General features: G+C 61.7%; 21 protein-coding genes. 9 read left to right on the top strand and 12 right to left on the bottom strand.

The genetic code is table 11. The features are described from left to right. Nucleotide 1 precedes the first annotated feature (1 nt). The 7 genes from DBR46_RS13890 to DBR46_RS13860 all read right to left on the bottom strand — a co-directional run bounded on the left by DBR46_RS13890 (nt 2) and on the right by DBR46_RS13860 (nt 10,619). Nucleotides 2-2,710, bottom strand: coding sequence for a nitrate reductase (locus tag DBR46_RS13890; RefSeq protein WP_124526650.1), 2,709 nt, complete (start codon nt 2,708-2,710; stop codon nt 2-4). After that, nucleotides 2,710-3,027 (bottom strand): nitrite reductase small subunit NirD, encoded by a 318-nt coding sequence (gene nirD / locus DBR46_RS13885; protein WP_017739567.1) that lies wholly within the window; start codon nt 3,025-3,027, stop codon nt 2,710-2,712. The genes DBR46_RS13890 and nirD overlap by 1 nt, the downstream gene beginning before the upstream one ends. Then, nucleotides 3,024-5,477, bottom strand: a complete 2,454-nt coding sequence (nirB, locus tag DBR46_RS13880; protein WP_124526649.1) for a nitrite reductase large subunit NirB — start codon at nt 5,475-5,477, stop codon at nt 3,024-3,026. The genes nirD and nirB overlap by 4 nt, the downstream gene beginning before the upstream one ends. 233 nt (nt 5,478-5,710) lie before the next feature. Then, nucleotides 5,711-7,381: a bifunctional protein-serine/threonine kinase/phosphatase gene (locus DBR46_RS13875; RefSeq protein WP_124526648.1), complete on the bottom strand. Its 1,671-nt coding sequence runs from the start codon at nt 7,379-7,381 to the stop codon at nt 5,711-5,713. Continuing rightward, entirely contained in the window at nt 7,381-8,592 is a 1,212-nt protein-coding gene (locus DBR46_RS13870) for a NarK/NasA family nitrate transporter (protein WP_124526647.1), read from the bottom strand. Before DBR46_RS13870 ends, DBR46_RS13875 begins: the two co-directional genes overlap by 1 nt. A gap of 211 nt (nt 8,593-8,803) precedes the next feature. After that, on the bottom strand, nt 8,804-9,379 hold the full coding sequence (locus DBR46_RS13865) for an ANTAR domain-containing response regulator (protein WP_124526646.1): 576 nt from the start codon (nt 9,377-9,379) through the stop codon (nt 8,804-8,806). Between the two features lie 13 nt (nt 9,380-9,392). After that, entirely contained in the window at nt 9,393-10,619 is a 1,227-nt protein-coding gene (locus DBR46_RS13860; RefSeq protein ID WP_124526645.1) for a CmpA/NrtA family ABC transporter substrate-binding protein, read from the bottom strand. 208 nt (nt 10,620-10,827) lie between these two features. Between DBR46_RS13860 and DBR46_RS13855 the strand changes: the two genes are divergently transcribed. From DBR46_RS13855 to DBR46_RS13835, 5 genes are all read left to right on the top strand, one after another. After that, the gene (locus DBR46_RS13855) at nt 10,828-11,802 is read left to right on the top strand and encodes a secretin N-terminal domain-containing protein (protein WP_256659296.1); all 975 of its coding nucleotides are present in this window, start codon (nt 10,828-10,830) and stop codon (nt 11,800-11,802) included. A 15-nt stretch (nt 11,803-11,817) separates the two neighbouring features. Then, nucleotides 11,818-12,033 carry a FliM/FliN family flagellar motor switch protein gene (locus DBR46_RS13850; RefSeq protein ID WP_124526644.1) on the top strand — a complete coding sequence of 72 codons (216 nt, stop codon included), beginning with the start codon at nt 11,818-11,820 and terminating at the stop codon, nt 12,031-12,033. 165 nt (nt 12,034-12,198) lie between these two features. Continuing rightward, nucleotides 12,199-12,585: a winged helix-turn-helix domain-containing protein gene (locus tag DBR46_RS13845; protein WP_124526643.1), complete on the top strand. Its 387-nt coding sequence runs from the start codon at nt 12,199-12,201 to the stop codon at nt 12,583-12,585. Beyond that, on the top strand, nt 12,578-13,039 hold the full coding sequence (locus DBR46_RS13840) for a transglycosylase SLT domain-containing protein (RefSeq protein ID WP_124526642.1): 462 nt from the start codon (nt 12,578-12,580) through the stop codon (nt 13,037-13,039). Before DBR46_RS13845 ends, DBR46_RS13840 begins: the two co-directional genes overlap by 8 nt. An 85-nt stretch (nt 13,040-13,124) precedes the next feature. After that, nucleotides 13,125-14,144: a quinone-dependent dihydroorotate dehydrogenase gene (locus DBR46_RS13835; protein ID WP_124526641.1), complete on the top strand. Its 1,020-nt coding sequence runs from the start codon at nt 13,125-13,127 to the stop codon at nt 14,142-14,144. 297 nt (nt 14,145-14,441) lie between these two features. On the opposite strand, the gene DBR46_RS13830 is transcribed toward DBR46_RS13835, so the two are convergent. Further along, nucleotides 14,442-14,657 carry a ribosome modulation factor gene (locus DBR46_RS13830; protein WP_002553055.1) on the bottom strand — a complete coding sequence of 72 codons (216 nt, stop codon included), beginning with the start codon at nt 14,655-14,657 and terminating at the stop codon, nt 14,442-14,444. Between the two features lie 532 nt (nt 14,658-15,189). On the opposite strand from DBR46_RS13830, the gene rlmKL reads away from it, so the two are divergent. Together rlmKL and DBR46_RS13820 are read left to right on the top strand one after the other, a co-directional pair. Then, nucleotides 15,190-17,454, top strand: a complete 2,265-nt coding sequence (rlmKL, locus tag DBR46_RS13825; RefSeq protein ID WP_124526640.1) for a bifunctional 23S rRNA (guanine(2069)-N(7))-methyltransferase RlmK/23S rRNA (guanine(2445)-N(2))-methyltransferase RlmL — start codon at nt 15,190-15,192, stop codon at nt 17,452-17,454. Between the two features lie 232 nt (nt 17,455-17,686). Continuing rightward, on the top strand, nt 17,687-20,086 hold the full coding sequence (locus DBR46_RS13820) for a GGDEF domain-containing protein (protein ID WP_124526639.1): 2,400 nt from the start codon (nt 17,687-17,689) through the stop codon (nt 20,084-20,086). A 132-nt stretch (nt 20,087-20,218) separates the two neighbouring features. On the opposite strand, the gene dacB is transcribed toward DBR46_RS13820, so the two are convergent. Next, nucleotides 20,219-21,679, bottom strand: a complete 1,461-nt coding sequence (dacB, locus tag DBR46_RS13815) for a D-alanyl-D-alanine carboxypeptidase/D-alanyl-D-alanine-endopeptidase (protein ID WP_124526638.1) — start codon at nt 21,677-21,679, stop codon at nt 20,219-20,221. Between the two features lie 237 nt (nt 21,680-21,916). On the opposite strand from dacB, the gene DBR46_RS13810 reads away from it, so the two are divergent. After that, a complete protein-coding gene (locus DBR46_RS13810; RefSeq protein ID WP_124526637.1) occupies nt 21,917-22,261 on the top strand; it encodes a YggL family protein in 345 nt (114 codons plus the stop codon). Between the two features lie 37 nt (nt 22,262-22,298). Here DBR46_RS13810 and DBR46_RS13805 read toward each other — a convergent pair whose 3' ends face one another. Next, the gene (locus DBR46_RS13805; protein WP_124526636.1) at nt 22,299-23,489 is read right to left on the bottom strand and encodes a benzoate/H(+) symporter BenE family transporter; all 1,191 of its coding nucleotides are present in this window, start codon (nt 23,487-23,489) and stop codon (nt 22,299-22,301) included. Between the two features lie 213 nt (nt 23,490-23,702). Between DBR46_RS13805 and DBR46_RS13800 the strand changes: the two genes are divergently transcribed. Further along, nucleotides 23,703-24,467 (top strand): GntR family transcriptional regulator, encoded by a 765-nt coding sequence (locus DBR46_RS13800; protein ID WP_017739583.1) that lies wholly within the window; start codon nt 23,703-23,705, stop codon nt 24,465-24,467. Between the two features lie 140 nt (nt 24,468-24,607). On the opposite strand, the gene guaD is transcribed toward DBR46_RS13800, so the two are convergent. Beyond that, the gene (gene guaD, locus DBR46_RS13790; RefSeq protein ID WP_124526635.1) at nt 24,608-25,912 is read right to left on the bottom strand and encodes a guanine deaminase; all 1,305 of its coding nucleotides are present in this window, start codon (nt 25,910-25,912) and stop codon (nt 24,608-24,610) included. Between the two features lie 12 nt (nt 25,913-25,924). Then, a complete protein-coding gene (xdhC, locus tag DBR46_RS13785) occupies nt 25,925-26,764 on the bottom strand; it encodes a xanthine dehydrogenase accessory protein XdhC (RefSeq protein ID WP_124526634.1) in 840 nt (279 codons plus the stop codon). Between the last annotated feature and the right edge of the window lie 41 nt (nt 26,765-26,805).

Here is a 26,805-nt window from a genome sequence, read left to right as displayed (position 1 = left end):
CTCACACACTGATTGCGATTGGCTGCGGATTGCTGGCCAATAGACGCTTGATTTCCGGTACACAGGAGCCGCATTGCGTGCCGCAACCCAGCTCCCGTTTGAGCCCATCCAGGTCCAGGCCACGGGCAATGCCAGCGCACACGGTGTTCTCGCTGACGTTCTTGCAGTTACACAACACCTTGCTGCTGGCCGCTGGACCTCCCGGCGGTGCACTGAGTGGCGCCAACAGCCAGCGCCGCAGTTGATCGTCGGTCCGCCCCTCCAACCACAGGCTTTGCAGCCAGTGACGCGCCAGGGTTTCCCCGGCCAGGCGCAGCGCGGTGATGCGGCCTTTCTCGATTTTCACGCGCTTGCCAATGGAACGGCGCGGGTCGTCATAGGCCATCACCGGGCCGTCGTTGAGGCCGAGTAATTCGTCGATACGCGTCAGCAGTTGCAGGTCGGGCGCTTCGCTGTGTGCCGCACGCACCAATAGGGCCGGGCGCTCGCGTCCGGCCAGGCTCAGGCTGACGTAGGCAAAGCCCTCGCACAGCGGGCGCAAGGCTGCAAAGTGTTGCTGCACATCGCCCTCGATCAAGGCGAACAACTGCCACGGCAGGCTCACCGCCTCCAGGCGCACACCGCTGTGCTTGAGTTCCGGCTGTTTCGACAGCGGGTCGAACGCCGGTTGGGTGAGGGCGTTCACGCCGCCTTTGAGAAAACGATCACCCCAATGCATCGGCAGAAACGCCTGGCCAGGGCGCACGCTGTCGTCAGCGCTGACCGCCACGATCACTTGGCCGCGCCGGCTTTTGAGGTTGACCAGATCACCGTCTTTCACGCGATGACGGCGCATTTCGTCTGGATGCAGGCTCAACAATGCCTCGCTGACGTGTCCGAATAACTGCGCGGCGGTGCCGGTGCGGCTCATACCATGCCATTGGTCACGTAGGCGGCCGGTGATCAGGGTCAAGGGGAAACGCGCATCACGCTGTTCCTTGGCCGCACGGTAAGGGTCGGCGATGAACTGCGCGCGCCCGCTGGCGGTGGGGAAGTGGCCGTTGGTGTACAAGCGTGGCGTGCCGGCTTGTGCACCTGTAGGAAACGGCCATTGCTGTGGGCCGATGCTGTCGAGCACGGCGTGGCTGATGCCCGACAAGTCGAGATCGCGCCCGTGGGTCAGCCGTTTGTACTCATCAAAAATCTGCGCTGGCTGCTCGAAGGCAAACAGTCTGTCCTGCCCCGGGCGTAAACGACGCTCCAGGCGCTGCGCGAAATCCACGGTAATTGCCCAATCCGGCCGCGCTTCTCCCGGTGGATCGATGGCGCGGCGTACGTGGGAAATACGCCGCTCGGAGTTGGTCACCGTGCCTTCTTTCTCCCCCCAACTGGCGGCGGGCAGCAACAGGTCGGCATAGGCCGCCGTTTCAGTGGTGTGAAAGGCTTCCTGCAACACCACAAAAGGGCAGATCGCCAAGGCTGCGCGCACGGCGTTCTGGTCCGGCAGCGATTGGGCCGGGTTGGTGCAGGCGATCCACACCGCCTTGATCTTGCCCGCCTGCATCTGCTCGAACAGCTCGACAGCGCTCAGCCCAACAGTGGCGGGTAGCGACGCCACGCCCCAATACGCCGCGACCTCTGCGCGATGTTCAGGGTTCGCTGCCTCACGATGCCCCGGCAGCAAGTTCGACAAGCTGCCCGTTTCGCGCCCGCCCATGGCATTCGGCTGACCCGTCAGGGAAAACGGGCCACAACCCGGCCGTCCAATCGTCCCGGTGGCCAGGTGCAGGTTGATCAGCGCGCTGTTTTTTGCGCTGCCGGCGGTGGACTGGTTAAGGCCCATGCACCACAGCGACAGGAAACTGCTGGAGGTACCCACCCACTCTGCGCACAAGCGCAGTTGCTCGACGCTGATCCCGCACAACTGCGTGACCATCTGCGGCGTGTAGTCATGTACCAGGCGTTTCAGCTCGGTCAAACCCTCGGTGTGGGCCTGGATAAACGCGCGGTCTATCCAGTCTTCCCACAGCAACAGATGCAAAATCCCATGGAACAACGCCACATCCGTGCCCGGCAGAATTGCCAGGTGCAGGTCAGCCAGATCGCAGGTGTCTGTACGCCGTGGGTCAATCACTGCGATTTTCATCTGCGGGCGGCGTGCTTTGGCTTCCTCCAAACGTCGGAACAGTACCGGATGGGCGTAGGCCATATTGCTGCCGACAATCATCACGCAGTCACTGCTTTCCAGGTCTTCATAGCTGCACGGCGGGGCATCGGCGCCCAGGCTGCGTTTGTAGCCGAGCACCGCCGAGGACATGCACAGCCTTGAGTTGCTATCGATATTGTTGGTGCCCACCAAGGCCCGGGCGAGCTTGTTGAAGCTGTAGTAGTCCTCGGTCAGCAGTTGCCCGGAAATGTAGAAGGCCACGCTGTCCGGCCCGTGTTCAGCGATGGTCTCGGCGAACACGTTTGCCGCGTGATCCAGGGCCGTGTCCCAGTCGGTGCGTGCCCGGGCCATGCCTTTGCCCAGGCGCAGTTCCGGGTACAAGGCGCGGGCGGTCAGGTCGCCGGTCAGGTGCAGGCTGGAACCCTTGCTGCACAATTTGCCGAAATTGGCCGGGTGGTCCGGGTCGCCCGTCACCCCGAGGATCTGCGCACCGTCATGTTCGATCAGCACGCCGCAACCCACGCCGCAATAGCAGCAGGTGGACGCGGTGGTCTGGCGGTTCATCACACGGCGTCCCGCAGGGCCAGCAGCACCCGGCCGTTTTCCACGCGGGCCGGGTGATGGTGGGCGCAACCGATGTCCGGCGCCTGGGCCTCGCCGGACGCCAGGTCGATCTGCCAATTGTGCAGCGGGCAGGCCACGCGCTTGCCGTAGATCAAGCCTTGGGAGAGCGGGCCGCCTTTGTGTGGGCAACGGTCGTCGAGGGCGAAGACTTCGTCGTCACTGGTACGAAAAATCGCGATGTCGCCCTTGGGCCCTTGGATGATGCGCGAGCCCAGCACGTTGATCTCGTCGAGGGCGCAGATATTCAGCCAGTTCATGCCGGCACCTCCAGCTGTTGGACGGGGATGACATCAAATTCCTTTTTCAGCAGCGGCTGTTCCAGGCGCTCTTTCCACGGGTCTTGTTCGAACGACAGGGAGAATTGCAGGCGTTCGTTGAGGGCCTGGCGACGGACCGGGTCTTCCAGTACGGCTTTCTTGATGTGCTCCATGCCGACCCGTTGCAGGTAGTGCACGGTGCGCTCAAGGTAGAAGGCTTCTTCGCGGTACAGCTGTAGGAAGGCGCCGTTGTATTCGCGTACTTCTTCGGCGGTTTTCAGCTTGACGAAGAACTCCGCGACTTCGGTCTTGATCCCGCCGTTGCCGCCGATGTACATCTCCCAGCCGGAGTCGACGCCGATGATTCCTACGTCCTTGATCCCGGCTTCCGAGCAATTGCGTGGGCAACCGGACACTGCCAGCTTGACCTTGTGCGGCGACCACATATTGAACAGGTCATGCTCCAACTCGATGCCCAATTGCGTGGAGTTCTGCGTGCCGAAACGGCAGAACTCGCTGCCCACGCAGGTTTTCACGGTGCGGATGGATTTGCCGTAGGCGTGGCCGGACGGCATGTCGAGGTCTTTCCAGACCCCCGGCAAGTCCTGTTTCTTGATCCCCAGCAAGTCGATGCGCTGACCGCCGGTGACCTTGACCATCGGTACGTTGTACTTGTCGGCCACGTCGGCGATGCGGCGCAGCTCCGACGGATTGGTCACACCGCCCCACATCCGTGGGACTACGGAGTAGGTGCCGTCTTTCTGAATATTGGCGTGGGCCCGTTCGTTGATCAGGCGCGATTGCGGGTCGTCCTTGGCTTCGCCGGGCCAGGTGGAAATCAGGTAGTAGTTCAGCGCCGGGCGGCAAGTGGCGCAGCCGTTGGGCGTGCGCCAGTTGAGGTAGCTCATGGTGCCGGCGATGGTCAGCAGGTGTTGGTCGCGAATGGCCTGGCGGATTTGCCCGTGGTTGAGGTCGCTGCAACCGCAGATGGCTTTTTCGCTCTTCGGTTTGACGTCAGCCGCACCGCCGACGGTATTGATCAGGATCTGCTCCACCAAGCCAACGCAGGAGCCGCAGGAACTGGCGGCCTTGGTGTGTTTTTTCACCTCATCGACGCTGAACAGCCCCTGTTCCTGGATCGCCTTGACGATGGTGCCCTTGCACACGCCATTGCAGCCGCAGACCTCGGCGTTGTCGGCCATGCTCATGGCCTTGTCCTGGCCTTGATGGCCCACGTCACCCAAGGCGTTTTCGCCGAACATCAGGTGGTCGCGGATCTCGCCAATCGCATGATTCTCACGGATCTGGCGGAAATACCAACCACCGTCGGCGGTATCGCCGTACAGGCAGGCACCGACCAGGATGTCGTCCTTGATCACCAGCTTCTTGTACACGCCGCCAATCGGGTCGGAGAGGGTGATGGTCTCGGTGCCTTCGCCGCCCATGAAGTCGCCGGCGGAGAACAGGTCGATGCCGGTGACCTTCAACTTGGTCGAGGTCACCGAACCCTTGTAGGTGGCAAAACCCAGCTGGGCCAGGTGATTGGCGCAGACCTTGGCCTGTTCGAACAACGGCGCCACCAAGCCGTAGGCGATCCCGCGATGGCTGGCGCATTCGCCGATCGCGTAGATGCGCGGGTCGTAGGTTTGCAGGGTGTCGTTGACCAGAATCCCACGGTTGCACGGGATGCCGGATTTTTCCGCGAGTTCGGTGTTGGGCCGGATGCCGGCAGCCATCACCACCAGGTCGGCGGGGATGATGTCGCCGTTCTTGAATTGCACCGAGCCGACGCGGCCATTGCCGGCATCGTGCAGCGCCTGGGTTTGTTCACACAGGCGAAACACCAGGCCACGGCTTTCCAGTTCGGTTTGCAGCAATTGGCCGCTGGTCTTGTCCAGTTGCCGCTCCAGCAGCCACTCGCCGATATGCACCACGGTCACGTGCATGCCGCGCAACATCAGGCCGTTGGCGGCTTCCAGGCCGAGCAGGCCACCGCCGATCACCACCGCATGCGTGTGGGTCTTGGCGGTGTCGATCATGACCTGGGTGTCGGCGATGTCGCGGTAGCCGATCACGCCCTGCAAGGTGTTGCCGGGGATCGGTAGGATAAACGGCGTGGAGCCGGTGGCGATCAGCAGGCGATCGTATTCGGCTTCGCTGCCGTCCTCGGCAATAACGACGCGCTTGACGCGGTCGATCTGCACCACTTTGCGGTTGAGCAGCAGTTTGATGTGGTTATCCAGGTACCAGCTGAGGTCGTTGAGCACGATCTCTTCGAAGGTTTGTTCACCCGCCAGCACTGGCGACAGCAGGATACGGTTGTAGTTGGTGTAGGGCTCGGCGCCGAACACGGTGATGTCGTACAGGTCGCTGCTCAGCTTGAGCAATTCTTCAAGGGTGCGAACCCCGGCCATGCCGTTGCCGATCATCACTAATTTGAGTTTTTTCATGTCGTTCTCCGCAATGGCTCGACAAATCACGCGCAAACAAAAAAGGCGTCCCCGCTAGTTATCTAGCGAGGACGCCTTTGTCCTGGTCCCGTTCTCTCGGGAAGCACGGCCCTTCGTCGTTGAAGGGGCGGCTATATGTGTGGTGTTGAAAGGGCTAATGCAGCGGTTGTGCCAAGTTGGAAGATGCCCGGATTTATTGGCCTTGCGCTCGATGCTGCAGAGCTTTTCGCCCTCTAGTGGTGCAGCAGCCAGTAAAGCAGCACCAGATTGAGCAGCAAAGATACGGCCGCCAGGGTTTGCCAGACCTTGAGCGGTTCGCGCTCCAACAGCGGCCTTGGGCGCACGCTCAATTCGCGGCGGTCGGCCTGCTCCAGAGCCCGTAGCCATTCTTCGGCTGTTTCATAGCGTTGCGCGGGTTGGGCGGCCACCGCCCGTTCCAGGCTGAGGGGCAGCCACTCGGGCAGGTCGGGACGGTAGCGGCTGGCGCTGACGGCCTGGGTGAAGCGCGGCCGTTGAAAGGCTTCGATCTCACCGTAGGGATAATGCCCGGTCAGCAGGTAATACAGCGTTACGCCAGCGCTGTATAAATCCTGTTGAGCCGTAGGATGCCCGCCAGCAAAAGCCTCGGGGGCGATAAAGCTCGGGGTGCCGGGCAGCAAGTGGGCGCGATCTTCCGAGAGGCCTGGGCAGTAGGCCAGGCCGAAATCCAGCACGCGCAATTCGCCGTCGTCACCCAGCAGCAGATTCTCCGGTTTGATATCGCGATGCAGGATCTGCCGCCGATGCAGCATGCCCACCGCCCGCACCAACCGCTCGGCGATGGACAGCCATTGTGCCAGGGGCAATGGACCTTGCTGCTGGAACAGTTGCGCGAGGGTTCGCCCCGGATATTCACGCATCACATAGTACAAATGCTGGCGCGCGCTGGCGGCGTGGACCTCAGGAAACGCGCGCCCGGCTACGCGGCGCAGGAACCATTCCTCCGACAGCAAGGCCTGCCCGGCATCGTTGTCGTCGTCGCGGTTGAGGGGCAGGGTTTTCAGCAACCATGGCTGCTGATGGGCGTCACGTACCCGGTATAGCAATGACTGTCGGCTATGTGCCAGCACGCCTTCGACCTGCCAGCCTTCAAAGCATTGTCCGGCTTTTAACGGCGGCGGCAGCGGCCATTGCTGCAATTGCACCAGCGCATCGCCCAGGGTCGCGGCGCCGAGGGTGTCGATACGCACCAGCAAGGCGCTGGCGTTGTCCTGGCTGCCGGCCAGGTGCGCGGCGTTGACCAAGGTGTTGACCGCCAGGTCGAGGTCGCTTTGCTCGTGCAGGATCGTGCTGATGCTGTTGTCGCCCAAGGTGGCCCACACACCGTCGCTGACCAGCAGGAAGTACTCGCCTTCACGCAGTTCGCCGTCGAGAAAATCCAGCACCAGGTGTTGATCCAGGCCGAGGGCGCGCTTGAGCACATGCTGCATGCCCGGTTGTTCCCACACATGGTCTTCGCTGATGCGTTGCAACTCTCCGTCCAGCCAGCGATACACCCGGCAATCGCCGACATGGGCCAGGGTGAAACGCTGGCCACGAAACACCAAGGCGCTCAGCGTGGTCAGCAATGGCTGGCCGCCGCCATTGGCCTGCAGCCAGCGATTCTGCGCGAGCAGCAAGCGTTCCAGCGCCTGGGCCACGCCCCAGGTCTGCGGCGTGGCGTAGTAGTCGAGTGCCAGCGCCTGCAAGGTCGAACGGGCGGCCAGGCCGCCGTCGGCGCATTGGCTCACGCCGTCGGCCAGCGCGCACAGGTAGCCTTTGCTCGCGGCCAGTTCGGCCACAGGCGTGACCACTCGCAGCGCATCCTGGTTTTCCGGCCTTGGGCCGATGGCGCTGGCCTGGGCGATGCTCAGTCGCAGGCTCATCAGACGCGCGCGGCCGTCACGGCGGCCGCGCCCCAGGTGGTGCGCCAGCGACGTTTCACGCCGTGCAGGCCGAACCAGGCCAGCACGCCGAGACTGGCGAACAGCCACAGGGCCAATTGATAGCTGCCGGTACTCTGTTTGATCGCGCCCATGCCCGCCGCGAGGGCAAAGCCGCCGATACCGCCGGCCATGCCGATCAAACCCGTCATCACCCCGATTTCACGGCGGAAACGTTGCGGCACCAATTGGAACACTGCGCCATTGCCTGCGCCGAGGCCGAGCATGGTGCAGACGAAAAGCGCCAGGGCCGCGTAGGAACTCGGCAGGTTGAAGCCTACTGCGGCAATGCAGACCGCCGCCACGCCGTACATGCCGAGCAGGGTGCGAATCCCACCGAAACGATCGGCCAGGGCGCCGCCCAATGGGCGCATCAGGCTGCCGCCGAACACACAGGCGGCGGTGTAGTAGCCGGCCGTCACCGGGCTCAGGCCGTACTGGTCGTTGAAGTAGCCGGGCAGGGCGCTGGCCAGGCCGATAAAACCGCCGAAGGTCACGCTGTAGAAAAACATGAACCACCAACTGTCGCGGTCTCCCAGGGCCTTGAAGTAGTCGGCCATGGCTTTGGCTTTTGGCCGTTCCGGGGCGTTGCGCGCGAGCCAGGCGAAGACGATCAGGGTCAGGATCAAGGGAATCAGGGCAAAACCGAATACATTGCTCCAGCCAAACGCTGCCGCCAGCACCGGCGCCAGCAACGCCGCAAACACGGTGCCGGAGTTACCCGCACCGGCGATGCCCATAGCTTTACCCTGGTGTTCCGCGGGGTACCACTGGGACGCCAGTGGCAAGGCGACTGCAAACGACGCGCCGGCCATGCCGAGGAACACACCCAGCAGCAAGGCTTGTTCGTAGCTGTGAATCCCGAGTTTCCAGGCGCCGAACAACGCGACGATCACGATTACCTGGCCGATCAGCCCGGCGGTCTTGGGCGACAGCCTGTCGGCCAGCATGCCCATCACAAAACGCAGCACCGCACCGGCGAGGATCGGCGTCGCGACCATCAGGCCGCGTTGTTGCGTGGTCAGGTGCAGGTCGGCGGCAATCTGGATCGCCAGCGGGCCCAACAAATACCAAACCATGAAGCTCAAATCGAAATACAGGAACGCGGCAAACAGGGTCGGGGTGTGCCCGGATTTCCAGAAGCTTGATTTCATCACGCACCTCAACGGTTGGGAGTCTTGTAAGAAGGCCTGGTGATGGAGCCGCCGGCGAAGGCCGCCCCACCGGCCCCATGCTCTGGGGCCAAAACGCAAAAACGCCGCCACCGGGTTCGCGAGGGGCAAACCGGATGTGCGACGTCTTTGTCGTGGAGGGGCAACCGCCGTTGGTTACCTGTAGGGATCCTTTAGCAAGAGCTGAGCCAGATCAGCCGAGCAACTCGCTCATGGCGATAATCTGCTCTGCCACCTGGATCAGTTTCTGCTGGCGGCTCATGGCCTGGCGGCGCATCAGCGTGTAGGCCTCTTCCTCATTGCAGTCCTTCATTTTCATCAGCATGCCCTTGGCCAGTTCGATGCGCTTGCGCTCGGCCAACTGCTGGTCACGGGCCTGCAGCTGGGCGCGCAGGGCCTGGTCGCTCTCGAAGCGCGCCATGGCCACGTCGAGGATAGGTTGCAGGCGCTGGGCCTGGATGCCTTCGACGATGTAGGCGCTGACGCCGGACTTGATCGCCTGGCGCATTACATTCGGGTCATGCTCGTCGGTAAACATCACGATGGGCCGGGGCTGGTCGCGACTGACCAGCACCACTTGCTCCATCACGTCGCGCCCGGGTGACTCGGTATCGATCAGGATCACATCCGGGCGCACCGTTTCGACGCGCGCGGGCAGGTCGATGGTCAGGCCGGACTCATCGATCACCTCGAAACCGGCCTCGATCAGCGCAGCCTTAAGCCGCCCGACTTTGCGCGGCGTGTCATTGATCAACAGGATTCGCAGCATATCGGTCTTCCTGTCAGCGCAAGGCCTGGCGGCTGGTGGGATCGTTCATCGCGTGCAGACGGAAGCTGCGCGCATAGGCGGCGGGGTCGCGGCCATCCCAGATCTTGCCGTCGATCAGTTGGCTGCTGCGCATGTCCTGGGCGATCGGGGGAACGCCGACGGCGCTGGCGGCCTCGCGGTACAGCGTCAATTGCTGCACCTGGCGGGCAACCCCCAGGTAATCCGGGTCTTCGCGCAGCAGGCCCCAGCGACGGAATTGGGTCATGAACCACATGCCGTCCGAGAGATACGGCAGGTTCACCTCGCCATCGGCAAAAAACCGCAGGGCGTGGGGGTCTTGCCATTGGTTGCCGAGGCCGTCGTCGTAGCTGCCCAACAGGCGCGGCTCAATGCAGTCGAGCGGCGCGTCGAGGTAGTCGCGGGCGCTCAGCAGTTGGGCGGTGGAGCGGCGGTTCTCCTGGCTCTGTTCGATAAAGCGGCTGGCTTCAAGGATGGCCATCACCAGCACGCGGGCGGTGTTGGGGTATTGCTCGACAAACGCCTGGGTGCAGCCGAGGACTTTCTCCGGGTGGTCTGGCCAGATCGCCTGGGTGGTGGCCAGGGTAAAGCCCTGATTTTGCTGCACGGCGCTGGCACACCAGGGTTCGCCGACACAAAAACCATCGATACGCCCGGCTTGCAGGTGCGCGACCATTTGCGGCGGCGGTACCACCACGCTGTTGACGTCCTGCAGCGGGTGGATGCCTTGGCTCGCCAGCCAGTAATACAGCCACATGGCGTGGGTGCCGGTGGGAAACGTCTGGGCGAAAGTCAGTTTTGTGCGGCTTTGGTGCACATGGTGATCCAGTGCCTCAGGAGTGACCACGCCCTGCTGTTGCAGGCCGTGGGACAGGTTGATGCTCTGGCCGTTCTGGTTGAGCCCCATCAGTACCGCCATGTCGGTGGGCGCTACGCCGCCGATGCCCAGGTGCACGGCATAGATCAGCCCGTACAGGCTGTGGGCGGCGTCCAGTTCGCCGCTGACCAGTTTGTCGCGCAGGTTGGCCCATGACGCCTGACGCTTGAGGTTGAGTGTCAGGCCGTAGGGTTGGGCGAAGCCCTGGGTGGCGGCAACTACCAGCGAGGCGCAATCACTCAGGGCCATGAAGCCCAGGTCGAGACTGCTCTTTTCCGGCGCGTCACTGCCGTTGACCCAAGCCAGTGGGTCTTTTCTCGGGCGGTTATCTGCCGGTTCGTTCATCAATGCCTGCCTTTTCTCTCAAAAAAAAACGTCGTTCCCTCGGATGGCGCTAGAGGCCATTGCAGGGTAACGACGCCTTTGTCCGTAGGCCCGTGCCTTCGTTGGCGCGCGCTCTGATGAGTGTGTGTAGCAATGCACATGCCATGGCCAGGGTGTGGACGCGTGCCGTCAGTTTTCCGTCAAGATTGAAAACTGGCGGGCTCTCAGTATGGCCGCTTCGTCACGCCAGGCTGCCGAGAAAACCAAGGTGAATAGTGTGTTCCCTGCAAGGATGACCCACCAGCGGCTGTGCAGCTGGTTGTTGTGCGCTGCGTTATCGCTGGGCACCTGTGCGGCGAGGGGCGAGCCCTACCGGGCGCAGGAAGAGAACCTGCAGCGGTTTTTTACCGCGCTCTCGGTGCCATTGGGCTTGTCGATTGTCCTCAGCCGCAAAGTCGCTCGCCTGCATGTCAGTGGGCTGTTTGATTTTGACGCGCCGCAACAGGTCCTGGAGGTACTGGCCCTGCAGGAGGGCCTGATCTGGCATCGCGATGGGCAAGTCCTGTACCTCTACGAAGCCGATGAGGTGAGGAACTCGGCAGTTGCGCTGCGGCACATTTCCGTCGACAGGCTGCGGGGGCAGATGCGTCGTACGGGGCTGGACGAGTCCAGCTATCCCTTGCGTAAAAGCGCGGAGCGCATGTTCTCCGTCACGGGGCCGCCAAGCTATGTCGATCAAGTGCTGCGCCTGGCGAAACTGATGGATCGGCCGCCTGCCCCGCCGCGTGTGGTGTTGCCCTCCGTAGGCGTGGTGCAGGTGTTCAATGTCGATGTGGCTGATCGTCATTATGGCGTGGGTACGGACACGATTTCCGTGCCTGGGATGGCTTCAATGATCGAAGCCCGGTTGTCCAGCGAGCACAAAGCTCAACTGGCAGAAGGCAGCCTAACGTTCATTGCTTATCCAGACACCAACAGCCTGCTGATCCGGGGCAAGCCCGATCAGGTGAGTCTCATCAAGCAGTGGGTCGCGGAGCTGGATGTGCTCACCCCGCCGGATGAGGTCTCGTTGTGGCAGGTAGGCACCGATCAGAATGAACTCAAGACTCTGACCGCCCCTCCCGGACCATCACCCTTGACGGCGGAGCAGCATGAGCGTGTGCATCGCGCGTACATGCCACGGGGTCGCGAAATTTCTCCATGAATAGGGCGCTTGTCCATGCACCTGGAAATACTTCTGCAAGAGCAACTGATCAGTCGCAAGCGTCTGGCGGCGTTTGCAGTAGGGAAGGTGTTACCGCTGACACCTGACGTCATTCGCTGTGTGGAGGTGCGGGTCAATGGTCAGTTAATGGCTTTGGGCGAGTTGGTGCAATTGGAGGATCGGTTGGGGGTCGAGTTGCACGAGGTTTATCACGATTGGGTCGCCCGGTAGGGCCGGATGAAGAATTGTCCTACTGAGTAGCTGCGAAAAACGCCGGATGAATGGGTTTTTCCCTAGGGCCAGGTGTAGGACTGTTTCTTATAGTCGCGATGTTTGCGGGTGAGCCAATACAGGAAATAAGGATTTCAATGTCAGTAGTTGAATACAGAGGTGCGTATGGCGGTCGTGATTGACAGGTCAGCGACGTCCCTCGTTTTTGCCCACTGGACCTTACATGGCGATGGCCGGTTGACCGGGGGCGGGACAGACGTTCAATTGCCACCCAAGGAGGGCCAGGTGCTGCGGTTGCTGCTGGGTTCGGGTGGCACGCTGATGACCAAGGACCGCTTGCTGGAACTCGCATGGCCCAGAGGCGAGGTGGCCGAGGAGTCGCTGACGCGCTGCATCTACTCGTTACGCAAGTACTTGAAGGCCGACAAGGGGTTTATCAAGACGATCTATGGCAGGGGGTATCGGTTTACTTGTCCGGTGCAGGTGGGAAGTGCTGATGCTAGGCCGGTAGCGCATGTGTGTGCGGCTTGTGGTCAGGTCAACAATGTTTAAAGCCTGGAGGAAAGGCCTGCTTTTGAGTCTGTTGATGGGCAGCAGCCCGGCACTGGCCTACTGCTGGGACGAAGTGGCCAGCCGTTATGACCTTGAGCCGGAGTTACTGCAGGCCATCGCTGCTGTCGAGTCGGGTTACCGCGCGCAGGCCATCAATAACGCTAACCGCAATGGCACGCGGGATATCGGCTTGATGCAGATCAACAGCATTCATCTGCCCCGTCTGCTGAAGCTGGGCATCACGGAAGAGCGGTTGTTGAGCGAGCCCTGTCTCTCGGTGGAGGTGGCAGCGTCGATTCTTACCGAGTTCATCCAGCGCTTTGGTTACAACTGGACTGCCGTCGGCTCCTATAACGTCGGTGGGGGGGCAGGCCCCAAACGTGACGCCTTGCGCATGCAATATGCGCAAAAGATCTGGGCACGCTACGAAGAGCTGGTAGCCAATCGCCAATGACGATTGGCGGCACGCCTCGCATGCAGCCCGCCACCCCGGCTATAATCGTCGCCACCTTTCGCCGCCATCCGAGTCTAGCCCGCCCATGTATACCCTGGCCCGCCAGCTGTTGTTCAAACTTTCCCCGGAAACCTCCCACGATCTGTCCCTGGACCTGATCGGTGCCGGTGGCCGCCTGGGGCTCAATGGCCTGGTATGCAAGGCACCGGCAAAAATGCCGGTATCGGTGATGGGGCTCGACTTCCCCAACCCGGTCGGGCTGGCGGCTGGCCTGGACAAGAACGGTGCGGCCATCGATGGTTTTGCGCAGCTGGGTTTCGGTTTTGTCGAGATCGGCACCGTGACCCCGCGCCCACAGCCGGGCAACCCCAAGCCGCGTATCTTCCGCCTGCCGGAAGCTGAAGCGATCATCAACCGCATGGGCTTCAACAACCTGGGCGTGGATCACTTGCTGTCGCGGGTTCAGGCGGCGAAGTACAAAGGCATCCTCGGCATCAATATCGGCAAGAACTTCGACACGCCGGTGGAGCGTGCGGTGGATGACTACCTGATCTGCCTGGACAAGGTCTACGCCCACGCCAGTTACGTCACCGTCAACGTCAGCTCGCCCAACACCCCGGGGCTGCGCAGCCTGCAGTTCGGCGACTCCCTCAAGCAATTGCTCGAAGCCTTGCGCCAGCGCCAGGAAGACCTGGCCGTGCGCCATGGCAAACGTGTGCCGTTGGCGATCAAGATTGCCCCGGACATGAGCGACGAAGAGACGGTGCTGGTGGCCCAGGCCCTGGTGGACTCGGGCATGGACGCAGTGATCGCGACCAATACAACCCTCAGCCGTGTTGGCGTCGAAGGCCTCGCCCATGGCGACGAAGCGGGCGGCCTGTCGGGCGCGCCGGTGCGTGAGCAGAGCACCCATATCGTCAAGGTGCTGGCAGCCGAACTGGCCGGGCGCTTGCCGATCATCGCTGCCGGTGGCATCACCGAAGGCCAGCACGCCGCCGAGAAGATCGCCGCTGGCGCCAGCCTGGTGCAGTTGTACTCCGGCTTTATCTACAAGGGCCCGGCGTTGATTCGCCAGGCGGTGGATGCGATCGCGGCACTGCGCTGATGCATTAACTGTGGGAGCGGGCAAGCCCGCTCCCACAGGGGATTGGGTTCACACGCCAGTTCAGGTTCACACCGATCAAACTGTGGGAGCTGGCTTGCCTGCGATGGCGGTGGGTCTGTTGTAGCAGTGTTGGCTGACAGGTCGCCTTCGCGAGCAAGCCCGCTCCCACAGTATTCTCCAGCCAATAAAAAGGGCTCCATAAAGGAGCCCCCTGGGCCGAAGCCCGCCGCCCGGATAGGACGTGCGTGGTTAAGTCATTACATCTTCAACAGTGTATGTCGGAATTGAATGCCCTTATTAGCCGACGGCGTGAAGTTCGTTGAGTCTGTGGATTCCCGCAGTGCCAGTCATACCGTCCCAGTTGTCGCCGCGTCCTTCTCGCCAGCCGTTGATCCAGGCTTGGCGTACCGACGGTAGAGTAAATGGGCAAAGCTCACGGGATTTGCCATGAACGCCATATTGATATCCGCGTAAAAATGCTCTTTCCAACGGATCACGCTTAAGTCTTCTCATAGGGTGTTTCCCTCACTTGTTGACTGTCTTGATATCCTTCGGCCTCGTCTGGGGCCGGGCAGAGTTTTTCTGCCGTTGGTGGGCTCGCTGCCGGCGTGGCGAGCCTATGTGTCGGCGTCGTTACGGCGCCAACCTGTGTTGAGTTCTAACCAATAGGTCACATGGATTCAATGATCGTTTTGTCATAAGCACGTAACGATAACGATGCTATAGCCATAAGCTGGGATGGCTTTTCGCCCCATTTACCTAGCAAAGCCAGCTATGATGCACCCTGCAAAGAGGATGGGTTTAATCCTTTAGTGAGAATGTCCGCCCGTTGCAGTCGGTTACTATTCGACGAAGGGTCGGAATATTTCCTTTTGTTACGCCACATTATCTATCTGCCCCGTCAACCACGGCCTAAAGGCCCGGCAGGCGGGGTGGGACGGCACATTCGTGCCACGCGAGCACTCTTCAAGAAAAGTGCTTGATTGAAAACCGAGCCGGCGATGCGTCGCCCGTTCATTTATTGCTGAAAAGCCTGGAATGCCCCATGTCGGACCGTTTTGAACTCTTCCTCACCTGCCCCAAGGGCCTCGAAGGCCTGCTGATCGAGGAAGCCGTCGGGCTTGGCCTTGAGGAAGCCCGCGAGCACACCTCGGCCGTGCGCGGCATGGCCGACATGGAAACCGCCTACCGCCTGTGCCTCTGGTCGCGCCTCGCCAACCGCGTGTTGCTGGTACTCAAGCGCTTCCCGATGAAGGACGCCGAAGACCTCTACCACGGCGTGCTGGATATCGAATGGGCCGACCATATGGTCCCGGACGGCACCCTGGCCGTGGAATTCAGTGGCCATGGTTCGGGCATCGACAACACCCACTTCGGCGCGCTGAAGGTCAAGGATGCGATTGTCGACAAGCTGCGCACCCCGACCGGCGAACGTCCGTCCATCGACAAGATCAACCCGGACCTGCGCATTCACCTGCGCCTGGACCGTGGCGAGGCGATCCTGTCCCTCGACCTTTCCGGCCACAGCCTGCACCAGCGTGGCTACCGCCTGCAGCAGGGCGCCGCGCCGTTGAAGGAAAACCTGGCCGCCGCGATCCTGATCCGTGCCGGCTGGCCGCGCATTGCTGCCGAAGGTGGCGCGCTGACTGACCCGATGTGTGGCGTGGGCACCTTCCTGGTGGAAGGCGCGATGATCGCTGCCGACATGGCGCCCAACCTGAACCGTGAGCTGTGGGGTTTCACCACCTGGCTCGGTCACGTCCCGGCGCTGTGGAAGAAGCTTCACACCGAGGCGTCGGAACGTGCCGCTATCGGCATGAACAAGCCGCCGTTGTGGGTGCGTGGCTATGAAGCCGACCCGCGCCTGATTCAGCCTGCACGCAACAACATCGAGCGTGCCGGCCTGAGCCATTGGATCAAGGTCTACCAGGGCGAAGTCGGTACCTTCGAGCCGCGCCCGGACCAGAACCAGAAAGGCCTGGTCATCTGCAACCCGCCGTACGGCGAGCGTTTGGGTGACGAAGCCAGCCTGTTGTACCTCTACCAGAACCTCGGCGAGCGTCTGCGCCAGGCGTGCATGGGCTGGGAAGCGGCGGTGTTCACCGGCGCACCGGACCTGGGCAAGCGCATGGGCATCCGCAGCCACAAGCAATATTCGTTCTGGAACGGCGCGTTGCCGTGCAAATTGCTGCTGATCAAGGTCAACCCGGACCAGTTTGTCACCGGCGAGCGCCGCACCCCGGAGCAGCGCCAGGCCGAACGCGAGCAAGCCGCTTACGATCAAGCGCCGGTTGAGCCACAAGAGCGCCAGTACAACAAGAACGGCAACCCGATCAAGCCGGCCCCGGCGCCGGTGGTTGAGCAGGCGCGCCTGAGCGAAGGCGGGCAGATGTTCGCCAACCGCCTGCAAAAGAACCTCAAGTTGCTGGGCAAGTGGGCCAAACGTGAAGGCGTGGATTGCTACCGCGTGTACGACGCCGACATGCCGGAATACTCCATGGCCATCGACCTGTACCACGATTGGGTCCACGTTCAGGAATACGCCGCGCCGAAGTCCATCGACCCGGAAAAGGCCTCCGCGCGCATGTTCGACGCCCTGGCCGCGATTCCCCAGGCGCTGAACATCGACAAGAGCCGCGTCGTCGTCAAGCGCCGCGAGCGTCAGAGCGGCACCAAGCAGTACGAGCGCCAGAGCGCCCAGGGCAAGTTCACCGAAGTCAGCGAAGGCGGCGTGAAGCTGCTGGTCAACCTCACCGACTACCTCGACACCGGCCTGTTCCTCGACCACCGCCCGATGCGCATGCGCATCCAGAAAGAAGCGGCGGGCAAGCGTTTCCTCAACCTGTATTGCTACACCGCTACCGCGAGCGTGCATGCAGCCAAGGGCGGCGCGCGCAGCACCACCAGCGTCGATTTGTCGAAGACTTACCTGGACTGGGCGCGTCGCAACTTCTCCCTCAACGGTTTCTCCGACAAGAACCGTCTGGAGCAGGGTGATGTGATGGCATGGCTGGAAGCCAGCCGCGACGAGTTCGACCTGATCTTCATCGACCCGCCGACTTTCTCCAACTCCAAGCGCATGGAAGGCATCTTCGACGTGCAGCGCGACCACGTGCAGTTGCTCGACCTGGCCATGGCCCGCCTGGCACCGGGCGGCGTGCTGTATTTCTCGAACAACTTCCGCAAGTTCGCGCTGGAGGACAACCTCAGCGAGCGTTACGCGGTCGAGGAAATCAGCGACAAGACCATCGACCCGGATTTCGCGCGTAACGCGAAGATCCACCGGGCGTGGAAAATCACCGCGCGCTGATCGTCCCTTGTAGACGAGAGCTTGTTGTGGCGAGGGAGCTTGCTCCCGCTGGACTGCGCAGCAGTCCCCAGATATTGGGGCCGCTTCGCACCCCAGCGGGAGCAAGCTCCCTCGCCACATAAGCTTGCTGTAATTACCGTTATTACGCTGGTCAAACCCAGGCCCTATGGCTATAACTTAACGCCTAGCCAAAGTGACACCCCCCCGCACGCTGGCGTTGTGAGTGTTGCCTATGCCGTTGCAAGCCGTTCGCCCGAAAATCCTTGGTTTTATCAGTGAGCAGGCATCGGCTTGGCTGGTGGCATTGGTGGTGTTATTGGCGGGGGCTGCGCTGACGCTGATCGTTGCGTGGGCGGCGTCCAACCTCTATCAGCAACAGGTGCGCCAGCGCTTTCAGTTGCTGGTCAATGAACGCTACAGTCGCCTGCAAGAGCGCTTTGAGGACCAGGAGCAACGCCTGGGTAGCCTGCGGCGTTTTTTCGTCAATTCAGGCGACGTATCCCGTGACGAATTCGATGGTTTCGCCCAACCCCTGCTGCTGCGCGCCCGTGCCTATTCCTGGGCGCCGCGGGTGTTTCGCGATCAGCGCGACGCGTTTGAGCAGACGGTGTCACGCCAACTCGGCAAGCCCTTCGTCATTCGCGAGCTGGACGCCACGGGTGAGCTGACCCCTGCGCCCCTGCGTGATGAGTACGTGCCGGTGCTCTACAGCCAGACCCAGAGCCTGCTCGGTTCGCCTTTGGGCTTTGATTTGCTGGCCCAGCCACTGCGCCGTTCAACCCTTGAACGTGCGCTGAAGACCGGCAAGATGGCGGTGTCGCAACCCATGCAACTGGTGGGGGTGGAACCGTCCTATGCTGCCGGCGTGTTGCTGGTAGCACCCGTCAGCAAACTGCCGGACAGCCAGCAATCCCAATCCGAGGCCTATGGCTTTGTGATGGCCGTGATCAGCATGCGGCAGTTGGTGGCCGATGGGTTGCCCAAGCCAAACCGCGACAATCTGGTGATGCAGATCATCGACACCTCCGATACCCAGAAGCGCGTGCTGTACGCGTCGAGCAACACGCCGGGCAGCAGCGACCTGGCCGCCGCGCGCCGGTTGACCCTGGGCGATCATGTCTACGCCCTGAGCCTGCAAGCGAGCCAGGTGTTCGACCAGGCCAACCACTCCTCGATGAACACGATCCTGACCATGGGCGGCCTGCTCAGCCTGCTGCTCAGCGCGTTGTTGTACGTGCTGGTCAGCCAGCGCCAACGCGCGTTGAAGCTGGTCGAACAACGCACCGAGCAATTGCGCCTGCGCGAGCTTGAGTTACGCGGCGCCCATGGACAGTTGCGCAGCGTGCTGAACGCGGCGACCCAGGTGGCGATCATTGCCACTGACCTGCGCGGCGTGATCAATACGTTCAATGCCGGCGCCGAGCAGATGCTGGGGTTCAAGTCCGATGAAGTGCTGGGCCGCTTGACCCTGGAAAGCCTGCATCTGGCACCTGAGTTGGAGGCGCGCGCCGCCAGCCTGAGCCAGATCATGGGCAAGCGCATTCCGCCGAGCCAGGCAATGCTGGTAGAAAGCCCCGACCACCAGCATGAGGCCCGCGAGTGGACCTTGAAACGCCAGGATGGCAGCCAGTTGACGGTGAATATGTTGGCCACGGTGTTGTTGGATGACCATGGCTTGTGGGTTGGGCACTTGGCGATTTACCTGGACGTCACCGAACAAAAACGTGCCTACGAAGCCTTGGCGGCACGGGATCGCCTGCTGAAAAAACTCAGCGCCCATGTCCCCGGCGGGATCTTCCAGTTCACCCTTGAGCCCAAGGACAACTGGCGCTTTATCTACGCCAGCGATGGCATACGCGATATCTATGAGATCGAACCGGGGATGCTGCAACAGGACGCCAGCAAGGCGCTGGACCGTATTCATCCACTGGACATCGAGCGGGTGCGGGCTTCGATTCGCTTGTCGGCGCTGCAATTGAGCCATTGGCGTGAAGAATACCGCGTGCAGTTGCCGCACCGGGGCGTGCGTTGGATTCGCGGCGAGGCGACGCCGGAAGAGTTACCGGGAGGCGGTACGTTGTGGCATGGCTATGTGTCGGATATTTCCGATTTGAAACGGGTTGAGGAAGAGCTGCGCGCCTTGTCGATTACCGATTCTCTGACGGGGATTCATAACCGTCGGTATTTCCAGGATCGCCTCAAGGCCGAGATGGTGCGGCTCAACCGGGTGTCGGGGGCGCTGTCGCTGATCATGCTGGATATCGACCACTTCAAGCGGATCAACGACCAGCACGGGCATGGCGTGGGCGACGGTGTGTTGCAGGAGTTGTGCAAGCGCATCAGCGTGCGCCTGCGGCGTACCGACGTGTTCTGTCGCCTGGGTGGGGAAGAGTTCATGGTGCTGTGCCCCAACACCGATGGCGAGCAGGCCTACAGCCTGGCGATGGAGCTGTGGCAATCGTTGCGCAGCGAGCCGATGGAGCCGGTCGGTATTGTCACCGCCAGCTTTGGCGTGGCCAGTTGGCGTGTTGATGAAGGGATCGATGGGTTGCTGCTACGTGCGGACTCGGCGGTGTATGTGGCCAAGCAGGCGGGGCGGGATCGGGTAGAAGCGGAGCGGATACGGGCCTGAAGGCTGACGCAGTACCCCATGTGGGAGCGGGCTTGCTCGCGAAAGCGGTGTATCAGTCATCTGATAAGTTGGCTGACCCACCGCATTCGCGAGCAAGCCCGCTCCCACACAAGCCCGCTCCCACAAAAAGTGTTAGAGCACTGGTACGGCAGCGGCAAGCTTCGGCTGGCGATACAGGTCCAGCAGCACCTGATCCAGCACCGACGAAGCGCCCCACGGCTTCGGATCGTTGAGGATTGCCACCACCGCCCAGGTGTTGCCGTTGTTATCGCGGCTGAACCCGGCGATGGCGCGCACGGTGTTCAAGGTGCCGGTCTTGACGTGGGCCTCGCCGCGCATGGCGGTGGTCTTCAGGCGTTTGCGCATGGTGCCGTCGGTGCCGGCAATCGGCAGCGAGCTGATGTATTCAGCCGCATACGGGCTTTTCCACGCGGCTTGCAGCATCGCGGCCATTTCCCGGGCGCTGACCCGTTCGGCGCGGGACAGGCCGGAGCCGTTTTCCATCACCAGGTGTGGCGCGGTAATGCCTTTTTTCGCCAGCCACTGGCGCACGACGCGCTGGCCCGCCTTGGCGTCGTCGCCGTCGGCATCGTTGCGAAACTGTGCGCCCAGGCTCAGGAACAATTGCTGGGCCATGGTGTTGTTACTGTATTTGTTGATGTCGCGGATGATTTCCGCCAGGTCCGGCGAGAACGCGCGGGCCAGGACCTTGGCGTCCTTGGGGACCGGTGCCTGGATATCGCGGCCCTGGATGCTGCCGCCCAGTTCCTGCCAGATCGCGCGCACGGCGCCGGCGGTGTAGGTGGCGTGGTCGAGCAGCGACAGATAAGTCTGCGAGCTGCAGCCATCGGCCAGTTGGCCGCTGACGGTGACCGTCACGCTGCCATCGGCGGCGGTGACCGGGTTGTAGCGCACGTCGCCGGTGCACTGCTTGGTGTTGGACACCTTGACCTGGTTGTCGATACGGATACTGGCAATCGGCGGCTCGACCGACACGATGACCCGGCCCGAGTCATTGCGGGTCACGAAGCGCAGGGCCTTGAGGTTGACCAGCAGGGCGTCGGGCTTGACCAGGAAGGGCTTGTTCTCGTCGTTGCCGTCGTCATTGAACTCGGGCAATAGCGGTTGTTTGAAGAAGGCACGGTCCAGCACCAGGTCGCCGGTGACTTGCTGCACGCCGTTGGCGCGCAGGTCGCGCATCAGCAGCCAGAGTTTTTCCATGTTCAGCTTGGGGTCGCCGCCGCCCTTGAGGTACAGGTTGCCGTGCAACACGCCACCGCTGAGGGTGCCGTCGGTGTAGAACTCGGTTTTCCACTGGTGGTTGGGGCCAAGCATCTCCAGGGCCGCGTAGGTGGTGACCAGCTTCATGGTGGAGGCCGGGTTGACCGAGACATCAGCGTTGAAGACGGTCGGCGTGCCCGGGCCGTTCAGGGGGATCATCACCAGGGACAGTGCGTTGTTTTGCAGTTTGGCTTTTGTCAGTGCCTGCTGGACGTTCGGCGGCAGGGTGTTGTTGACGGTGGCGGCGGTGGCAGAGAAGGCCAGTGGCAGGAGAAGACCGGCAAGGAGCAATGGACGCAAAGATTTGATCATAGAGAATAAAACCCTACTGCTGAGGAGGGTGAAAAAGGCGAGGGGTAAATAAGAAAAATCCCTCATTGGTCACGAAAGTGTCGGCATTATGCCCCAAGGTGGGGCCTCTTGTAGCTGAACGATAGCTGGAAATCGGCGTTTTTTTGCAGGCAATTTGCCGCCCGTCCCAGAGAGTCGGGCAATCGCCGCCTTAAACTGCTAAAGTGCCGCCCGTTATTACTTAAGAGGATTGTTCCAATGGCGACTAACCGTTCCCAGCGTCTGCGCAAAAAACTGTGCGTTGATGAATTTCAAGAGCTGGGTTTCGAACTGAACCTGGACTTCAGCGAAGGCCTGAGTGAAGAAGCTATCGACGCTTTCCTCGAAGCATTCATTAACGAAGCCATGGAAGCCAACGGTCTGGGCTATGTTGGCGGCGACGACTACGGTCTGGTTTGCCTGCAGAAGCGCGGCTCGGTTTCCGAAGAGCAACGTGCGGCTGTTGAAGCCTGGCTGAAAACCCGTTCCGAGCTGACCAAGGCTGAAGTCAGCCCGCTGCTGGACGTGTGGTATCCAGAAAAGCCGATCAACGCGGCTAAGTGATACTGAAAAAAACGGCGACCTGAGGGTCGCCGTTTTTTTATGCCTTGCGCCAGTTCAGAATCAACAGCGTCAACACCCCCGCGACAATCCCCCAGAACGCCGACCCGATGGAAAACAGGGTCAAGCCAGACGCCGTGACCATAAAGGTGATCAGCGCCGCTTCCCGTTCCTTCGGCTCATTCATGGCGATGCTCAGGCCATTGATGATCGAGCCAAACAGCGCCAATGCCGCAATCGACAGCACCAGTTCCTTGGGCAAGGCGGCGAACAGTGCCGCCAGCGTCGCGCCAAACACCCCGGCAATCCCGTAGAACACCCCGCACCAGACCGCCGCCGTGTAGCGCTTGTTGCGGTCTTCATGGGCGTGGGGCCCGGTGCAGATCGCCGCGCTGATCGCCGCCAGGTTGATGCCGTGGGAACCGAAGGGCGCCAGCACCAGTGAAGCCAGGCCGGTGGCGGTAATCAACGGGGAGGCGGGCACGTTGTAACCGTCGGCCCGCAGCACCGCGACGCCCGGCATGTTCTGCGAGGTCATCGCCACCACGAACAGCGGGATACCGATGCTGATGGTCGCGGCCAGGGAGAAGTGCGGGGTGGTCCACACCGGCGTCGCCACTTCCAGGTGAAAGCCGCTGAAATCCAGAAGGCCCATCAGCCCTGACAGTACGCTGCCGATCACCAGCGCAGCCAGCACCGCATACCTCGGCGACAGGCGCTTGATGATCAGGTAGGTGAAAAACATCCCCAGCACCAGGCCGGTACGGTGTTGGGCGGCGACGAAGATCTCGCTGCCGATCTTGAACAGAATCCCCGCCAGCAAGGCCGCCGCCAATGACGCCGGAATGCGTTTGACCAGCTTTTCAAAGCTGCCGGTCAGCCCGCAAATCGTCACCAGCGCCGCGCAGGTGATGTAGGCGCCGATGGCCTCGCCGTAACTCACGCCGCCCAGGCTGGTAATCAGCAGCGCGGCGCCAGGTGTGGACCAGGCAATGGTGATAGGTGTGCGGTAGCGCAGCGACAAGCCGATGCTGCACACCGCCATGCCGATGGAGATCGCCCAGATCCACGAGGAAATCTGTGCCGTGGTCAAGCCGGCGGCTTGTCCGGCCTGGAACATCAGTACCAGGGAGCTGGTGTAGCCGGTCATCATGGCGATGAAACCGGCGACGATGGCGGATGGCGATGTGTCGGCCAGCGGGCGCAGGGGCGCTTGGGCGGCGTCGGACATAGAAAGGTGTTCCTTTAACCAGAGAAGTTGCTGATTCAAGCCTAAACTCAAACGTAACCACTCATTGCAATACAGCCGAGGCCACAAACAGCCGTACAGTGTGTTGGCGCATACGGTTGTGTACAATGTGCCATGTTTTTAGGTGATACTTGCCAGCAACCCGTTGTTGCCGTATTACCGTTAATTCGCCGCCGTTCTCCAAACCGAGTGCCCATGAACGAACAGTTGCAACCTCTCAAGAAACAACCGCGAGCCGGCAAGGCCGGTCGCAGCGGAACCCAGGACGATATCGTCTACGCGCATATCTTCGAGGCGATCCTCGAACAACGCCTGGCACCCGGCACCAAATTGAGTGAAGAGGCACTGGGCGAAATCTTCGGCGTCAGCCGCACCATCATTCGCCGCGCGCTGTCGCGCCTGGCCCATGAAGGCGTGGTGTTGCTGCGGCCCAATCGCGGTGCCGTGGTGGCCAGCCCGAGTGTCGAAGAGGCCCGCCAGGTCTTCATGGCGCGGCGTCTGGTGGAGCGGGCGATTACCGAGTTGGCAGTGCAGCACGCCACGGCCGAGCAACTGGCCGAGTTGCGCCAGATGGTCAACGACGAGCGCGACAGCTTTTCCCGTGGCGACCGGGGGGCGGGCATCCGTCTTTCCGGCGAGTTCCACCTCAAGCTGGCCGAAGCAGCGAAGAACGCACCGCTGATCAGCTTCCAGCGCAGCCTGGTGTCCCAGACGTCGTTGATCATCGCCCAGTACGAAAGCGGCAACCGCTCGCACTGCTCGTACGATGAACACACCCAGCTGATCGACGCGATCGAAGCGCGGGATGCGGTGTTGGCGGTGGATCTGATGATGCATCACATGGATCACATCGACAGCAAGCTCAACCTCGATGAGGAAAGTGCGTCGGATGATTTGCATGCGGTGTTTTCGCATTTGTTGCAGACCAAGAAGCCAGGGCGCTCTTCGGTCAAACTCTGATCTTCCTGACTCACCTGGGACAAAAAATGTGGGAGCGGGCTTGCTCGCGAATGCGGTGGATCAGTCAATGGATCTGTTGACTGACACTCCGCATTCGCGAGCAAGCCCGCTCCCACATTTGATTTTCGGTGATTCTAAAATTAGCGCTGGTGTACCAATTGCCCGGCCGCATACGTCTGCAACACCGTCCGATCATCCCCCAGCGTCATCAGCACAAACAACGTCTCGGCAATGTCCTTCGCCTGCTTCAAGCGATAGCTCAGCAGCGGCGTAGCGTTGTAATCCAACACCAAAAAATCCGCATCCGTGCCCGGCTGCAACGTGCCGATCTTGTCTTCCAGGCGCAGCGCCCGCGCGCCGCCCAATGTGGCGAGATACAGCGACTTGAACGGGCTCAACCGCGCGCCCTGCAGCTGCATGACCTTGTAGGCTTCGTTCAACGTTTGCAGCAGCGAGAAGCTGGTGCCACCGCCCACGTCGGTGCCCAGGCCGACATGCAATTTGTGTTTTTCCGCCATCGGCAGGTTGAACAAACCACTGCCGAGGAACAGGTTTGACGTCGGGCAGAACGCCACCGCCGAACCGGTCTCCGCCAGCCGCGCGCACTCGTCGTCACACAGGTGTACGCCGTGGGCAAACACCGAGCGCTCGCCGAGCAGCTGGTAATGGTCGTACACGTCCAGGTAGCCGTTGCGCTCAGGGAATAGTTCTTTTACCCACTCGATTTCCTGCTTGTTCTCACTGATGTGAGTCTGCATGTACAGGTCCGGGTATTCCCCCAGCAGTTGCCCGGCCAGCGTCAGTTGTTCCGGCGTGCTGGTCGGCGCAAAACGTGGTGTGACGGCGTAGTGCAGGCGGCCCTTACCGTGCCAGCGCTCGATCAGCGCCTTGCTTTCCTGGTAGCCGGATTCGGCGGTGTCGGTCAGGTAGTCCGGGGCGTTGCGGTCCATCATCACCTTGCCGGCGATCATGCGCAGGTCGAGCTTTTCGGCCGCTTCAAAGAACGCGTTCACCGACTGCGGGTGCACGCTGCCGAACACCAGTGCGGTGGTGGTGCCGTTGCGTAGGAGTTCCTTGATGAAGATGTCGGCAACTTCCTCGGCGTGGGCCTTGTCGGCGAATTGGCTTTCACACGGGAAGGTGTAGGTGTTGAGCCAGTCCAGCAACTGCTCGCCGTAGGCGCCGACCATGCCGGTCTGTGGCAGGTGGATATGGGTGTCGATCAGGCCGGGAGTGATCAGGGCATCCTGGTGATGGGTGACGTCGATATCGGCGGGCAGGGTCGGCAGCAAATCGCTGGCATGGCCGACGGCGCTGATCTTGCCGTTTTCGATCACCAGCAGGCCGTCTTCGAAATACTCATAAGAGGCTTCGATGCCCACTTCAGCGGGGTCGGCGATGCTGTGCAGAATGGCGGCACGGTAGGCTTTGCGAGTCAAAGGCATGGTCATCTCAATTCAAATGGCTTGGCTGCGACGCGAAGCCGGCAGCAGTTTGGCAATGGGTTCGGCGCTGGCGGTGTGCTGGCCGAAATTAGCGTTATAGGTGGCGATGATTTCGCCGGCGATGGAGATCGCGATCTCCACCGGCAGTTTGCCCTTCACCTCGGTGAGGCCCATGGGGCAGCGCATGCGTTGCAACTGTGCGGCGTCGAAGCCGCGATCACGCAGGCGGTGTTCGAACTTGACCCGTTTGGTCTTGGAGCCGATCAGGCCGAAGTAGGCGAAGTCATTGCGCTTGAGCAGGGCGGCGGTGAGTTCCAGGTCCAGCGCGTGATTGTGGGTCATGACGATGCAGTAACTGCCCACCGGCAGGTCGGCAATTTCGTCGGCCGGCTCTTCGCTGACGATTTTACGCACGCCCTGGGGGATGTGTTCCGGAAACTCTTGTTCACGCGAATCGATCCAGCGCACCCGACACGGCAGGCTGGCCAGCAACGGCACCAGCGCGCGGCCGACGTGTCCAGCACCAAACACCGCGATCTGTGCCTGTACCTGGCCCATGGGCTCGAACAGCAGCACGGTCACGCCGCCGCAGCACTGGCCCAGGCTGGCGCCCAGGCTGAAACGCTCCAGATGGGTGTTCTGCTGGCCCCGTACAAGCATGTCGCGGGCAATCTGCATCGCCTTGTATTCCAGGTGCCCGCCGCCAATGGTGTCGAAGGTCTGGGCGGCGCTGATGACCATCTTGGAACCGGCGTTACGCGGGGTGGAGCCGAGTTCTTCGATGATGGTTACCAGTACGCAGGGTTCGCCGCTGGTTTGCAGGTGGGCGAGGGCGCTGATCCAGTTGTTCATGTCTACCTCAACATCTCTGTTGTCAGTCAGGCCGCTATCGC

The sequence above is a fragment of the Pseudomonas sp. KBW05 genome (genome assembly GCF_003852405.1).
Lineage (GTDB): Bacteria > Pseudomonadota > Gammaproteobacteria > Pseudomonadales > Pseudomonadaceae > Aquipseudomonas.
Note: the sequence above shows the minus strand (reverse complement) of the source record. Positions and strands in the feature narration are given on the sequence as shown.